The sequence below is a fragment of the Streptomyces cacaoi genome (assembly GCF_006539165.1).
GTDB lineage: Bacteria > Actinomycetota > Actinomycetes > Streptomycetales > Streptomycetaceae > Streptomyces > Streptomyces cacaoi.
In genome coordinates this window covers 454,757-469,512 of the sequence record NZ_BJMM01000002.1, presented here as the reverse complement: position 1 = coordinate 469,512, position 14,756 = coordinate 454,757, and the positions used below count along the sequence as shown (strand labels likewise).

General features: G+C 71.3%; 9 protein-coding genes. 6 read left to right on the top strand and 3 right to left on the bottom strand.

The features are described from left to right. Positions 1–126: 126 nt before the first annotated feature. A complete protein-coding gene (locus SCA03_RS02410) occupies positions 127–1,089 on the top strand; it encodes an NADP-dependent oxidoreductase (RefSeq protein WP_086815536.1) in 963 nt (320 codons plus the stop codon). Beyond that, complete coding sequence (locus SCA03_RS02405; RefSeq protein ID WP_230988442.1) at positions 1,086–2,054, top strand: NmrA/HSCARG family protein; 969 nt, start codon at positions 1,086–1,088, stop codon at positions 2,052–2,054. Before SCA03_RS02410 ends, SCA03_RS02405 begins: the two co-directional genes overlap by 4 nt. Before the next feature lie 262 nt (positions 2,055–2,316). On the opposite strand, the gene SCA03_RS02400 is transcribed toward SCA03_RS02405, so the two are convergent. After that, a complete protein-coding gene (locus SCA03_RS02400; protein WP_141275174.1) occupies positions 2,317–2,505 on the bottom strand; it encodes a hypothetical protein in 189 nt (62 codons plus the stop codon). Between the two features lie 318 nt (positions 2,506–2,823). On the opposite strand from SCA03_RS02400, the gene SCA03_RS02395 reads away from it, so the two are divergent. The 4 genes from SCA03_RS02395 to SCA03_RS02380 all read left to right on the top strand — a co-directional run bounded on the left by SCA03_RS02395 (position 2,824) and on the right by SCA03_RS02380 (position 11,972). Next, complete coding sequence (locus tag SCA03_RS02395) at positions 2,824–3,042, top strand: DUF5988 family protein (RefSeq protein WP_107429002.1); 219 nt, start codon at positions 2,824–2,826, stop codon at positions 3,040–3,042. A 71-nt stretch (positions 3,043–3,113) separates the two neighbouring features. Then, positions 3,114–9,344: a sulfolipid-1 biosynthesis phthioceranic/hydroxyphthioceranic acid synthase gene (pks2, locus tag SCA03_RS02390; protein ID WP_086815534.1), complete on the top strand. Its 6,231-nt coding sequence runs from the start codon at positions 3,114–3,116 to the stop codon at positions 9,342–9,344. Next, positions 9,341–10,438 carry an SDR family oxidoreductase gene (locus SCA03_RS02385; RefSeq protein WP_086815533.1) on the top strand — a complete coding sequence of 366 codons (1,098 nt, stop codon included), beginning with the start codon at positions 9,341–9,343 and terminating at the stop codon, positions 10,436–10,438. Before pks2 ends, SCA03_RS02385 begins: the two co-directional genes overlap by 4 nt. A 58-nt stretch (positions 10,439–10,496) precedes the next feature. Next, positions 10,497–11,972 (top strand): flavin-containing monooxygenase, encoded by a 1,476-nt coding sequence (locus tag SCA03_RS02380; RefSeq protein ID WP_086815532.1) that lies wholly within the window; start codon positions 10,497–10,499, stop codon positions 11,970–11,972. 69 nt (positions 11,973–12,041) lie between these two features. On the opposite strand, the gene SCA03_RS02375 is transcribed toward SCA03_RS02380, so the two are convergent. Together SCA03_RS02375 and SCA03_RS02370 are read right to left on the bottom strand one after the other, a co-directional pair. After that, positions 12,042–13,418, bottom strand: coding sequence for an NsdA family TPR-like regulatory protein (locus tag SCA03_RS02375; protein ID WP_086815531.1), 1,377 nt, complete (start codon positions 13,416–13,418; stop codon positions 12,042–12,044). A 668-nt stretch (positions 13,419–14,086) separates the two neighbouring features. Beyond that, positions 14,087–14,740: an SRPBCC family protein gene (locus SCA03_RS02370; protein ID WP_030874987.1), complete on the bottom strand. Its 654-nt coding sequence runs from the start codon at positions 14,738–14,740 to the stop codon at positions 14,087–14,089. Between the last annotated feature and the right edge of the window lie 16 nt (positions 14,741–14,756).

Genomic DNA, 14,756 nt, shown 5'->3' with positions numbered 1-14,756 from the left:
CCGGAATGGTACGACAGGTGGCTGCCCGGCCACTCACACAGCCCCGGATCGTCGGCGAGGCTGAAGCACGTGCCCGGGACCCGCTCCCGGGCGAAGGAACGTGCACAGCGGATCGAGCGAGGACATATGAGCGAGCAGACCATGCGCGCGGTCACCATCAAGGAGTTCGGCGGGCCGGAGGTGCTGGCCGTCGAGCGGGTCGCGCGCCCCGAGCCGCTGCCGACCGAGGTGCTGGTGCGCGTGCACGCCGCCGGGATCAACCCGGTGGACTGGAAGACCCGTGCGGGCCACGGCATGGCAGGGTTGCAGACGCTGCCGCTGACCCTCGGCTGGGACGTCTCCGGCGTCGTCGAGGAGGTCGGCTTCGGGGTCACCACGCTCGCGCCCGGCGACGAGGTCTGTGCCATGCCGTGGTTCCCGCGCCCGGCCGGCGGCTACGCCGAGTTCGTCACGGCGCCGTCGCGCCAGTTCGCCCGCAAGCCGGCCTCGCTCTCCCACGCCGAGGCCGCGGCTCTGCCGCTCGCGGCGCTCACCGCCTGGCAGGCCCTGGTGGACACGGCGCACGTCACCGGCGGGCAGCGGGTGCTGATACATGCCGCGGCGGGCGGCGTGGGGCACTTGGCGGTGCAGATCGCCAAGCACCTGGGCGCCGAGGTGGTAGCGACCGCCCGTGGGCACCGGCACACCTGGCTGAGGGAACTGGGCGCGGACGAGACGATCGACTACACCAGCCGGCGGTTCGAGGAGGCCACCGGCGCGGTGGACGTCGTCCTCGACCTGGTCGGCGCGGCGGACGGGACCGATGTCCGGTCCGTGGCGGTGACCCGGCCCGGCGGCCTGATCGTCTCCGTCCCGAGCGGTGTCTCCGACGCGCTGGCCGCCGCGGCCGGAGAGGCCGACGTACGCACCAGCCCGCTGCTGGTCGAGCCAGACGCCGCCGCGCTGACGGCCGTCGCCGGCCTGGTCGACTCGGGAGCGGTCCGGGTCGAGGTCGAGCGCAGCTTCGGCCTGGAACAGGCAGGCGAGGCCCACCGGTTGGGCGAGACCAACCGCACCCGCGGCAAGCTCGTGCTGGAGGTGGCACGGTGACGACGACGGCGCTCGTGATCGGAGGCACCGGGAGCATGGGGAGCCGCGTGGTGCGTGCCCTCGCCGCGCGGCCCGGCACCGTCGTGCGGGTGCTGACCCGCGACCCGTCCTCGGACCGTGCGCGTGCCCTGGTCGAGAACGTGTCCGGGGACGTGCGGCCGGTCCGTGGCGACCTGGACGACGAGCAGTCGCTGGCGGCCGCCTGCCGAGGTGCCGACGAGGTCTTCTGCAACACCGACTTCTTCGCCACCGCCCGCCCGCGGCAGGAGTACGCGCAGGGACTGCGGGCGCTGCGCGCGGCACGGCAGGCCGGGGTGGACCGGTTCGTCTGGTCGTCGCTGGACAACGCCGCCGTCCTCACCGACGGACGCGTCCCGGTCCCGCACTACGACGCGAAGGCCGCCGTGGAGGCGCACATCGCGTTGGAGCGCTCCGAGGAGGCCATGCGGCAGGAGACGGACGGCTGGTACTCGCGGCACGTCGCCGTCCTGGTGACCGCGCCGTACTTCGAGAACCTCCACGATCTGGCCCCGCGGCCGGCCCGGCTGCCCGACGGGCGTGACGGCCTCGTCTTCGCCCTGCCGCTGGGCGAGGCCGGCCGCTGGCCGCTGATCGCGCTCGACGACATCGCGTACTTCGCCCGCCACCAGCTCGACCACTGGGACGACTGGGCCGGCCGGACGCTGCGTGTCGCCGCCGACGCCCTCACCGGTGACCGGATCGCGGCGGTCTTCGAGGAGGTGACCGGTGTGCCGAGCGCCTACGAGGCGGTGGACCTCGACGAGTTCGGCCGCTCCTTCCCCGAGGTCGGCCACGACCTGGCGGCGATGTTCGCCTTCTTCCAGGACCGCGACCTCCTCACCCGCGACCGGGACCTGCCCGCCCTGCGCACGCTGCACCCGCGACTGGCCACCTTCCGGGACTGGTTGCACACCACGGGCTGGGACGGCACGGCCGCGTCCTGACAGCGCGACGACTCCGCACACACGACTCCCCCACCCGTCCTTCGCTCACCTCGGGAGCGTCAAACCACGGCCGCCGGTGAAGGCACATGCTTCGAAAGAGCGTCGTGCTGCGGGAGTTCTCGACGCAATTCCCGCTCGCCAGAACCGTCTTGTGAGCCGGAAATCGGAACAGGCGTCACTGCACCGGGAAAAGATGCTACGGCGTGAGTACGGTTGCATATTCCAAGCGGGGACGATGACGCCTGAGGGCCCGAAACGGAAACTACGGGTCCGCAGGCGTCATCGTGCTGTTTCCGTCCTCCTCGGCCGCGCACCCGCCGGTCGGAGACTCACCGGAGAATCCGATCCGGTTGTCGGGGGAGGTTCCCTGCTCATCGACAGGGAACTCACGCTTCGGCAGCGTGCTGGAAACGGGAAGGAAATCCAGCGCTGCATCAAAGGGATCTTGCATGATCAGTAACATAACCCACCCGAGCTGTTGAGCTCCTGAGTCCTCCGCACGCGGGCGCACATTCACCCTCTCAGGCGCGTCGTACCTGACGCGGCCCCCGCGCACGGCACGCGACGTACCGCCACGTGCGGCCCGTGCACCGTCCCGACCGGCACGCCGTGGCGTTCAACTTGTTCACGGGTCCACGAAGGCCGTGCGCTGACTCCCCCGCGGCGCCTGCCGTATCAAAGAGAGAGAAGCGCACGGCAGAAACTGCTCCGGCCGGGCCGGGGCGGTCCCGACCCGCGTGCCGGGACACGCTCGTAGGGAGTCTGGTTCATGTATCTGGTCAGGGTTCTCCTCGAAGGAGGACCGTCCGAACTTCCCGGAAAAACCCGCCAACAGCTCAGGGATTCCCATAACTCCGAGGAGCACCTACGAGTGGACTTCCGCGGGGGTTACGAACACTTCTTCTTCGTCGCGGAGCTCGGCAGGGACAAGGACGGCATACCGCTCCGGCGCTACGACTGGAGCTACCGCACGGAAATTGCCGAGTGACGGCCGGGGCCCGGTCACGGCCACGAACCGTGTGTGTTGCGGGCCTTGCACACTGTCGAAAGGGGAACTTGATGAGCTCGACTGACGTCGCCGTCCTGGGTATCGGCTGCCGGCTCCCCGGCGGTGTCGACTCCCCCGCCAGGCTCTGGCAGGCACTGCTGCGCGGTGAGGACGCCATCACGGAGATACCCGCAGACCGTTGGGACGTGGAGGAGCACTACGCGCCGGAAGTGGGTGCCGCCGGTGCCTCGGTGTCCCGCTGGGGCGGCTTCCTCGACGACGTCGGGGGCTTCGACTCGGCGTTCTTCGGTCTCGGGGACCGCGAAGCGCGCGCGATGGACCCGCAGCACCGGCTGCTGCTGGAGACCTCCTGGGAGGCGGTGGAGTCGTCCGGTCTGCCGCCTTCGACCCTCGCGGGTCACAGGACTGGCGTTTTCCTGGGGCAGGCCCACGACGACTACGCCCTGATAGGCCATGACACGGGGAACTTGGAAGGTCCCTACGGTTTCGCCGGCAACGCCTCCAGCATGGCCTCGGGCAGGATCGCGTACGCCCTGGCACTGACCGGGCCGGCAGTGACGCTCGACAGTTCCTGCTCCTCCGGCCTGTTGTCCGTCCATCTCGCCTGCCAGAGCCTTCAAAAGGGCGAGACCGACACAGCGTTGGCGGGCGGCTGCATGGTGATGCTCGTGCCGGAGGTCAGCGCCTCGGCGTCGGCGCAGGGCATGCTCTCGCCGACCGGACGCTGCCGGGCCTTCGACGCCTCCGCCGACGGGTTCGTGCGTTCCGAAGGCTGTGTCGTGATCTTCCTGAAGCGCCTGGAAGACGCCCGCCGTGACGGGGACCGGGTCCTCGCCGTGGTACGGGGAAGCGCCACGAATCAGGACGGGCGGACCGGCACAATCACCGAGCCTTCCCGGGATGCCCAAGTAAGCGTCTACGAAGCCGCGTTGAGGGACGCCGGGGTCGAGCCGGGAACGGTGGGCCTGGTGGAGGCACACGGGACGGGAACCCCGGTGGGCGACCCGATCGAGTTCACCGGCTTGCGCGAGGTCTACGGGCGCGAGGGCAGGTGCGCGGTCGGTTCGGCCAAGACCAACTTCGGTCACACCGAAGCCGCGGCGGGTGCGCTCGGTCTGGCCAAGGCCGTTCTCGCTCTGCTGCACGGAACGATCCCGCGCAACCTGCACTTCACCGAGTTCCCGGAGGCGCTACGCGGCGCCGAGACCGGTCTGTTCGTGCCCGACAGGGCCGAGCCGTGGCCTGCGCGGGGGAACACACCACGGCGCGCGGTGGTCTCGTCCTTCGGGATGAGCGGAACCAATGTGCACGCGGTGCTCGAACAGGCGCCGGAGACCGCCGCCGACTCTCCGCCTCCCTCGCCCGGTGAGCCGGAGAGCCTGTTCTTCCCGGTCTCGTCGACCTCCGTGGAGGAGCTGCGGACGACCGCCCGGCGGCTGGCCGAATGGGCCGAGGAGAGCGACGGCCGTGTGGCGGCCCGCGATGTCGCGTACACCCTGGCCCGGCGCCGTGAGCACCGCTCCGTCCGGGCTGTCGCCCTCGCACCGGATCTCTCCGCTCTCGCGGGGCGGTTGCGGGAGCTGGCTGACGACGGTGTCCTGCGGCCGATCGTCGCGCCCGGTCAGCACCGTGGACCTGTCCTGGTGTTCTCCGGCCACGGTTCGCAGTGGGCAGGTATGGGGCGTGAACTCCTGGCACGCGAGCCGGGATTTGCGGCAGCCGTCGCCGAGGCCGAACCGCTGATCGCCCGTGAGGCGGGTTTCTCGGTGACCGAGGCGATGTGCGGCGACGAGACCGTGACGGGCATGGAGCGGGTGCAGCCGGTGCTCTTCGCCGTACAACTGGGCCTGGCTGCCGCGCTGCGCGCTCACGGGGTGGTTCCCGGCGGGGTGATCGGCCACTCGATGGGTGAGGTCGGTGCTGCGGTGGTCGCCGGCGCTCTCTCCCTGGAGGACGGGGTCCGGGTCATCTGCCGCCGTTCGGCACTGTGCGCCCGGATCGCGGGTACCGGTGCGATGGCGTCGGTGGAACTGCCCGCCGAGCACGTCCGTGCGGAGCTGGCGGGCCAGGGCCTCACGGATGTGGGGGTGGCCGTCGTCGCTTCCCCCCACAGCACGGTGCTGAGCGGGGCCCGGGAGACGGTGCGGCGTCTGGTGCGTTCCTGGGAAGGGCGAGGGGTGCCGGCTCACGAGGTCCAGGTGGAGGTGGCCTCGCACTCTCCGCAGGTGGACCCGGTCCTCGACCCGCTCGCCGAGTGCCTCGACGGCCTCGCTCCGAAGCGGCCCGCTGTCCCCTTCTTCAGCACGTGCCTGCAAGATCCCCTGGTCGAGCCGGAGTTCGGACCGGACTACTGGGTGGACAATCTGCGTCAGCCGGTGCGGTTCATGGACGCGGTGCGGGCCGCTCTGGAGGACGGGCACCGGGTATTCGCTGAGCTGTCCCCCCACCCCTTGCTCGCGCGAGCCGTCGAGCAGACGGCGGAGGCCGAGGACAACCCGGCCGAAACTGTCGTCTGCATGCGACGCGACATGGATCTGCCGAACGGGCTGCTGCCCACGGTCGCCGCCCTTCACTGTGCCGGGGCCGCCGTCGACTTCGCCGCCGTGTGCCCCGACGGACGGCTGGTCGATGCCCCGCTGCCCTCCTGGACCCACAGGCAGCTGATGTTCCGGACAGGGGAGGGGCCCCGGCACACCGGCGCGGCGGGAGAGCATCCGCTGCTCGGTTCTCATGTACGGCTTCCGGAAGCACAGGAGCGGCATGCCTGGCAGGGCGATGTGGGAACCGGCCCGCTCCCGTGGCTCTCCGGCCACCAAGTGGGTGGCGTGCCCGTACTTCCCGGAGCCGCCTACTGCGAGATGGCGCTCTCCGCCGCGCACGTGCTGTTCGGCGAGAGCGCGTGCGTGCATGACCTCACCTTCGAAGACATGCTGTTACTCGATGAGCACACTCCCCTCTCGGTGACGACGGAGACCGAGGCGCCGGAGCAGGCGGCCTTCGCCGTGCACACCATGGACGGTCAGGCCCCCGTCCGGCGCGCCGCCGCGCGTCTGCGAGGCGGGGCTCCGGAAGAGCCGCTCCCGCGGGACGTGTCCGGCCTGCGTGCGGGGCATACCGGGACCACCGAGGGCGACGTGCTGCGCCGGGGCTTCGGCGAACGCGGTGTGGTTCTGGGCAGCGCCTTCTCCGGGCTCGCGCGCGTCCACCTGTGCGAGGACACCTCGACGCTGCTCGCCGAACTCGCTCTCCCGGCGGCACTCCACCGGCAGCAGAGCGCTTACGTGGTGCACCCGGCGCTGCTCGACGCCTGTTTCCAGTCCGCCGCCGCGTATGTGACGCTCGTCGAACCCGGGCGGTCCAGGGGCCTGTTCCTGCCGCTCGGTGTGGAGCACGTGAGCCGGCACGGGCCGCTGCGCGAGGCCCGCTACTGCGTGACCGAGGTGACGGCGGCGGACGAGCGGCAGGTGACGGCGGACCTGGACGTCGTCGACGAGTACGGCTCCGTGCTTCTGTGCGTCCGGGGCATACGGATGGGCAGTGCGGGCACGGACGGACGCCGGGCCGACGCGCTGCGGGACGAGCGCCTGATGACGGTGAGCTGGAGCCCACGGCAGCTCGGGCCCGGCCCCTCCGACGACGCCGCGGGGCACTGGCTGGTGATCTCCGACGAGCCACTGGGCGAGGAGCTGGCCGCGGCTCTGCGGCGGCACGTCGCCTCCTGTGCGGTGCTCCGCTCCGTCCCGCGGAGCACGGAGGAGGTGACCGGGCTGGATGGTGTGGTGTATCTGGCGCCGGCTCCGCACGGCCTCACGCCGGACACCGACTCGGCGACACGCGGGCGTGAACAGGTCAGGCAACTGGTCCGGGCCGCCCGGCTGCTGCCGGATCTGACCTCTCCGCCACGGCTGTACGTGGTGACGCGTGCGGCACAGCACGTCCTCGATTCCGATCAGATCAGCCTCGACCAGGCCGGCCTGCGCGGCCTGGTGCGAACCCTCGCCGTCGAACATCCAGGGCTGCGCGCCTCCCAAATCGATCTGGAGGCGGCCACAACGGAGGTGTCCGACGTCGTCCGGGAGTTGCTCTGCGGCGGGGAAGAGGACGAGACGGCGTGGCGGGGCGGTGTGCGGTACGCGGCACGCCTGCACAGCGCGCCCTTCGGCCCGGAGGAGCGCCACCGGGCCCCGGCGGCCCACGCGGACGACGGCGTGCGTCTTCGGGTCCGCGTCCCGGGAGATCCCGGAACGCTGGAGCCGACCGCGCATGACCGGCGGCCCCCGGGGCCGGGCCGGATCGAGGTCGCGGTCACGGCGGCCAGTGTCAACTTCGTCGACGTCCTCAACGTGCTGGGGCGTGGTTTCGGCGAAGCGGCGCACGATCCGGAACTCGGCGTGGACTTTGCCGGCACGGTGGCCGCTGTCGGCGAGGGCGTCACCGGACACCGGGTGGGCGACCGTGTCGCGGGCACCGCCGACCCCGGCACCGGGACGTGGGCCACCTTCGTCACCTGCGACGCCCGGCTGGCCGTCCCCCTGCCCGAGGACCTCTCGGACGAGGAGGGCGCCGCTTGCGCAGCCGCCGGGGCCACCGCCTGGTACGCGCTGCACACACAGGGGCGGATGGCGCCGGGGGAGCGTGTGCTCATCCACTCGGCGACCGGCGGACTGGGACGGGCCGCACTGGCCGTCGCCCGGTCGGCGGGAGCGGAGATCCACGCCACCGCCGGCAGTCCCCGGCGACGGAAGGTGCTGCGCGAGCTGGGCGTGAAGCACGTATACGACTCGCGTGGTACCGAGTTCGCCGACCGTGTGCGGGACGCGACCGGTGGATACGGCGTCGACATCGTGCTCAATTCCCTGCCGGGGCCCGCCCAGCGAGCCGGTATCGAACTCCTCGCGGACGGCGGCCGGTTCCTGGAAGTCGGCAAGCGGGACGTCTACGAGAACACCCGGCTGGCCCTCTATCCCTTCCGTCGCAACCTCTCCTTCCACCTGGTGGATCTGAGTCTGCTGCGGGAGACGCATCCCGGCCTCGTGCAGGAGCTGCTGCGGACGGTCTGCGCACAGGTGGCGCAGGGCATACTGCCGAAGCCGGTGCTCACCTCACGGCCTCTGCACGAAGCGGCGGACGCGGTCCGTGAGATGAGCAACGCGCAGCACGACGGGAAGCTGGTACTGCGCGTGGACCGCGGCGCCCGGTCCGAGGTCGTGATCCCGCCGGACCGGGTTCCCGTCCTCCGCCGGGACGGCGCCTACATCGTGACCGGAGGGCTCGGCGGACTCGGTCTGTTCCTCGCGCAACGGATGGCCGAAGAGGGATGCGGCCGCATCGTCCTCACCTCCCGCTCCCGGCCGGGTGAGGAGGCCCGCCGGGTCGTGGACGGGCTGCGCGCGGTGGGTACCGACGTCGAGGTGGTGTGCGGTGACATCGCGGCGCCCGAGACCGCACCGCACCTGGTGGAGGCGGCGTGCGCGACGGGGCTGCCGCTCCGCGGCGTGCTCCACGCGGCAGCGGTCGTCGAGGACGCCACGCTGGCCAACATCACCGACGAGATCATCGACTGGGACTGGGCCCCCAAGGCGCACGGGATCTGGAATCTCCATCGCGCCACCGAAGGCCACCCTCTCGACTGGTTCTGCTCGTTCTCCTCCGGGGCGGCCCTGTTCGGCTCCCCCGGGCAGGGCGCCTACGCGGCGGCAAACAGCTGGCTCGACGCCTTTACGCACTGGCGCCGTTCTCAGGGCTTGCCCGCTCAAGCGATCGCCTGGGGTGTATGGGCGGAAGTGGGACGTGCCACGGCGCTCGCCGAGAAGGGCGGTCATGCGGCGATCCGCCCCGGCGAAGGCGCCGACGCCTTCCTGTCGATGCTGCGGCACACACGGACGTACACCGGTTACGCCCCTCGCCATGGCAACCCCACGCTCGCCGCACTCGCCGAACGTGGCCCCTTCGCCGCGGCACTCCGCTCGGGGACCAGTGGCAGGGAACACTCCACGCTCCTGCACGAACTGCGTGAACTGCCGGAGGACGAACGGCCCGGCAGGCTCCGGCGCTTCGTCAGCGAAGAGGCCGGCGCCATCATCCGCGATCACGTCGACGTCGACCGACCGTTCGACAGCTGCGGGCTCGACTCCCTGGGGACGCTGGAACTCCGGACTCGCATCGAGACACGCACCGGCGTCCGGCTCACCCCCGACGACATCCGGACACATAGGACGGCCCGTGCGCTGGCCCATTACCTGTGGGGCCGACTGCCGTCGCACCTCGGAGGCGCCGCATGACCGGGGACATCGTGCTGACGGGCGTGACCGGATCGCTCGGCGGACACCTGGCGCGCTCGCTGCTGGAGGCCACGGACAGCACCGTCCACTGTCTGATCCGTGCCCCCGAGGACGAGGCCGCGGCCCGACGGCTCCGGAAACGGCTGAAGGAGGTCGGGGGGTGCGCCGGACCGGACCGGCTCGTCGCCGTCGCCGCGGATCTGCGCCGAGAGCAGCTCGGCCTCGCCCCGCGCCGTTACGAAGAGCTGGTCGAGCGCACCGTTGCCGTATACCACTGCGCCGCCCACGTCCATCTGACGGCGCCCTACCGGCAGCTGGCCCCGGTGAACATCGGCGGTACCCGGAACCTGCTGGGCTTCGCGGCCACCGCGGCCGACCGTCGAGGCGACCCGGTGGGCTTCCACCACGTGTCCTCGGCGAGCGTCTTCATGTCGGCACGCCGTGCCGGTGTCCCGCACGTCGACGAGACGAGCAAGCCGACCGTGAGGACCGGGAAACCGCTCGGCTACGGACAGACCAAGGCGGCCGCCGAGCGTGAACTGGACGGAGCGCAGAAGCGGGGAGTGCACAGCAGCATCTATCGGCCGGCTGTGGTCACGGGACATTCCAGGACCGGCAGCACCTCGGGCTCGGACGTGCTCGCGCCGCTCATCCGGGCGGTGGCGGCTCTGGGCGCGGCCCCCGAGGGCGTCCCCCCCTTCCCGGTGGAGGCGGTCGACGAGGTCACCCGCCAGTTGGTGACGCTCTCCACGGTGCCGTGCGCGGCGGGAGAGGTGTTTCATCTCTTCCGGCCGGATCCGCTGCCGCTGAGCCGCGTGGTGTCCGCGCTCCGGCGCACGGGTGTCGAGATGCGCTCCGTCGGCCGGGAGGAATGGCTGCGGATGGCCGACGACCACCGGCAACACCCTCACGTGCTCCCCCTGCACGGTCTGGGCGAGGCCGGCCGCCGGCTGCTGGGAATCGGAGCCGAGCGCGAGTCTCCCGCCCTGCACAGCGGAAAGACCTGGACGGCGCTGGAGCGGGCCGGCCATCACGCGGCCGCTCTGGACGATGCGTATCTCTACCGGCTGGTGCGCGCACTGCTCGCCTCCTGAGCCGGCCCGCGGGGAAGCTCCGCACACCTCGACCTGCCTGAAGAAAGGAGAACGCGTCATGGACACGGTCCCCGGCGTCGGCCGGGACGCCCCGAGGAACCCCGCGGTGCTGGTCGTCGGGGCGGGTATGTCCGGCATCGGCCTGTGCGTGCGGCTGAAGCAGGCCGGGATCACCGATATCACGGTCGTCGAAAAGGCAGACCGTATCGGCGGTACCTGGCGTGACAACACCTACCCCGGGCTGACCTGCGACGTTCCGGCAGCGATCTACCAGTACTCGTTCGCGCTGAACCCGGACTGGTCGTCCTGCATGGCTCCCGGCGCCGAGATCAGGGACTACCTGGAGCGAGTGGTGGACCGATACGGGCTGCGGCCGCACATTCTGCTCGGCCGACGCCTGACTTCGGCCCGCTTCGCCGACGGGAAATGGCAGGCGGTCACGGCCGACGGCACAACCTTCACCGTCGACTTCCTCGTCTCCGCCACCGGGTTTCTCCACCGGCCGAGGACCCCTGCCCTGGAGGGAGGCGACGCGTTCCGCGGCGCGGCCTTCCACTCGGCCCGCTGGGACCACTCGGTCGACCTCGCGGGAAAACGTGTCGCCATTGTCGGTACCGGCTCCACGGGCGTCCAGCTGGTGACTGCCCTCGCCGGTACCGCTCACCGCCTCACCGTCTTCCAGCGCACACCGCAGTGGGTCCTGCCCCTTCCCAACTGGCGTACCGGTCGTGTCGCTCGGGGACTGCGGCGGCGTTTCCCCCGGCTGCACAAGGCCGAGCGCCGGCTTCTGTTCGCCCTCTACTACTGGTTCTTCTCCCCTGCCTTCGTCGAACCCGGTTGGCGCAGGCGCTTGATCGGCCGACTGTGCCGGGCACATCTGCGCACGGTGACCGACCCCGAGTTGCGTCGCCGTCTCGCTCCGGCCTATCCGCCCCTGTGCAAGCGCATCGTCATGTCCCACCGGTACTACCGTGCGGCTCAGCACCCGTCCGTCTCCTTCGTCACCGACAGGATCACCCGCCTCGTCCCGCACGGTGTCGAGACGGAGAACGGCACCCTCCACGAGGCCGATGTGCTGATCTACGCCACGGGATTCGACGCCCACTCCTATCTGCGACCGGCCGAGCTCACCGGGCCCAGTGGCCGTTCCCTCAGCGAGGCGTGGGCGCAGGGAGCGACCTCCTACTACGGGATCGCCCACCCCGACTTCCCGAACTTCTTCATGCTGATCGGGCCCCACAGTCCGGTGGGCAACGACTCGATCACCGCAGTCGGTGAGGTCCAGGCGCGCTATGTGGTGCAGTGGATCGACATCTGGCGCCGCAGTTGCATCAGCACCATCGCGCCGACCCGGGAGGCCACCGACCGCTTCCGGGCACGTGTGCGTCAGGCCCTGCCGGCCACCGTGTGGACGGCCGGCTGCCACAGCTGGTATCTCAACCAGCACGGTGACCCCGAGGTGTGGCCCTGGACGGCGAAACAGTACGCCGACGCTCTGGCCACGCCCGATCCCGGTGACTTCACCGTGCGGTGAGCAGCCCGTGCACTGCCCCGCCCGTACGGCCCGGCCGGCGGCAGTACCCTGCTCCCGCAGCCTCCCGCTTCAGCTCCGGTGCGGGGGATCGTGCCGCGTCACCTCGTCCCGGACATGCGCCGAGCGCGCCAAAAGGCTGCGCGCCGGACGGTAGCGGTGAAAAGGGAACAGAGCGGCATGGAGGGTGGTGAGGGTCGAGGTCGCCCGCCGGCACGAGAGATGGGAGACCTCGTCGAGGAAGAGGCCGTAGTCATGGCATCCGTCCTCCACATGCCCCAGGCTCAGCCGCGCCTGGGCCAGCCGGGCGCGTGTGAGCACCCGCGCCCGCCGCTGTTCGGGGGCCCGGGTGCTCACCGATGCCTCCAGCGCCCTGATCCCGGCACGTTTGTCACCGAGGGCGAGCAGCGCCTGGCCCTCCTGGAACCGTAACGCCGCCGGCGGGTACCACCCGAAGTAGTGGCCGGCGTCCGGAGTGGAGGCGCCCAACTCCCGCTCGGCGGCGGAGAGATCGTCGACGGCCTCCCGGCGTAGACCGGCACCGGCGTGGGCGACGGCTCGCTGCGCGAGAACGAACGCACGCACCGGGGAGAGTTCGCAGTGGTGAGCCGCACGCATGGCCTCGTGGGCCAGAGTGAGCGCCCGTCGGTCGTGCCCCAGCCGGGATGCCTGGACGCTCAGGGCACGCAGGACGATCGCCGTGAGCGCGTCGTCGTCCGCGTTCCGGGCGAGATCCAGGCCGACTCCGTGGTAGCGCTGTGCGAGTCCGTGCAGGTTGCTGTCCTCGCACATCATCGCCAGGACGTGAGTGGCCCGGGCGAGTTCCCTGGACAGGCCGCGCCGCTGCGAGGCGGATGCGGCCCGGGTCAGCACGGGGACGGCGTAGTCGGCGAGGTAGGCGACCAGCGCCGTCCGTCCCTGCGTGCCGCCGTACCGCTCCCTCTGCTGGAAGAAGACCCCGGCCATGTCGGAGATCGCTCCGGGGCCGGGGGCCTCTCGTGTGTGTCGGGGAGCGACCACATCTTCCCGGGCGGGACGTCGCCGTTCGGTACGGAAGCCCGGGTCGTAGACCAAGTGGTGCAGTAACCGGCGTTGTTGACGGTCCGAGTCCGCCTTCACCAGGTGTGTGAGACGCCGTACCGGGTCGTCGTCCTCGACCAGTTCCGCGGCGATCGGCCGGGACGGGCCCGTGCGGGCGGCAAGCCCGGTCTCTGCCTCGGTCACCGGCCGTCCGATGCGCGTGCTCAGTACCTGGGCGACGAGTGCGGGCACAGGCTGGCGTGGGCACGAGCCCTTGACCCAGTGCGCGACCGAGGTCCGGTCGTAGCGCAGCGCCAGACCCTGTGCCCGCCCCAGTCCGTTGACCGCTCGCGCCAGCGCTGTGCCGGACCAGCCTGCCTCGTCCAGCAACTTGGGCAGACGCTCATTGGGTGTGCGGTGGCGGGGCATGTCGTATCCTCCAGCAAGCTGCGCCGATGTGGAACGCCGGGAACTGGTGGGTGCCGGGGGCGGCTGGGTGACCGGGCTCGCTGCGGCAAGCAGCCTGGGCCGTGGTCCTCCCCTTCCCGAGATCACCTGTCCTCACAGGGAATTCCATGGGCATTTTCCACGCAAGGAGCGCCAGGCCGGGGCACCGTGAACGTGTTGAATGAAATAGGTGTTCCCGAACGGAGCCTTCACATTCTCGATGGATTGAAAACCGCCGAGTCGCCTTCGACCCCGGGTCTCACAGACGCCACTGACCTCCCACTCGGCCCCTTTCATTCTCCGTGGTCACCGGACCGATGGGTTCTCAAGTGGACGGCCCGACACCGCGGTTTCGAGTCGCGGTGCCGATTCCGCCGCCAGATGTACAGGGGCTGCCGGAGTGCCGAAACCGAACCGAAAAAAGGAATCCGGTCGGCAAACGACGGAAATCCACCGTCGTGTTGTCGCGTTTCTCGCGCGGGGTCGGGCTGAGGTCGGGCCGGCGCCAGAGACCTGCTCGCCGGGCGTCCTGGAAGCCATGTGCGCGGCTCTACCGCCACCGCGGCGGGGCTGGGCCCAGCCCCTCCGGTCGTCCGGTCGAGGGGCCACCGCGCCGCTCGGCTCACGGCCGGACGCCGCCCGGGCGAAGCTCAGCCCCTGCGGCGGGAGTTGCTCAGCAGGCGGGCCAGGAGCCAGGCGAGCAGGCCGGCGCCGGCGAGTGCGGCGGCGGGCCGGGCGGCGCGCCGGGCCAGGACGGGGAGCACGGCGGCGCCCAGGTCCACGGCGTCCGGCTCGGCCGGGGCGGGCGCGGTGGAGGTGCCCGGCCCCGGCAGGGCGGTACCGGGCGCGCCGCCGTCCTGCCGGTGCGTGCTCAGGTACTCCGCGAGCCGGGCGGCGAACTGCTGGACGAGGCCGTCGGCGACCTCGGCCAGGATGCCGCGGCCGAACTGGGCGGGGCGGCCGGTGAGAGCGAGGTCGGTGCGGACGGTGACCCGGGTGCGGTCCCCGTCCGGCGTGAGCCGGGCGGTGACCTCGGCCGAGGCGGTTCCGGACCCGCGGGTCTCGCTGCCGCTCAGTTCGAGGACGACGGTGTGTTCCGCCTCGTCGCGGCGGACGGTGCCCCGGCCGCGGTAACTCATCCGGACCGCACCGACCTTGACCCCGACCCGTCCGGTGAAGCTGTCGCCCTCCACGGTGTCCAGGACGGCGCCCGGCATGCACGGGGCGACCGCGCCGATGTCCTGGAAGAGCTGCCAGGTGTCGTCGAGCCCGACGGGGACGGTGAAGCTGTTGTCGAGTTGCACTGTGGAGCTCCCGGGG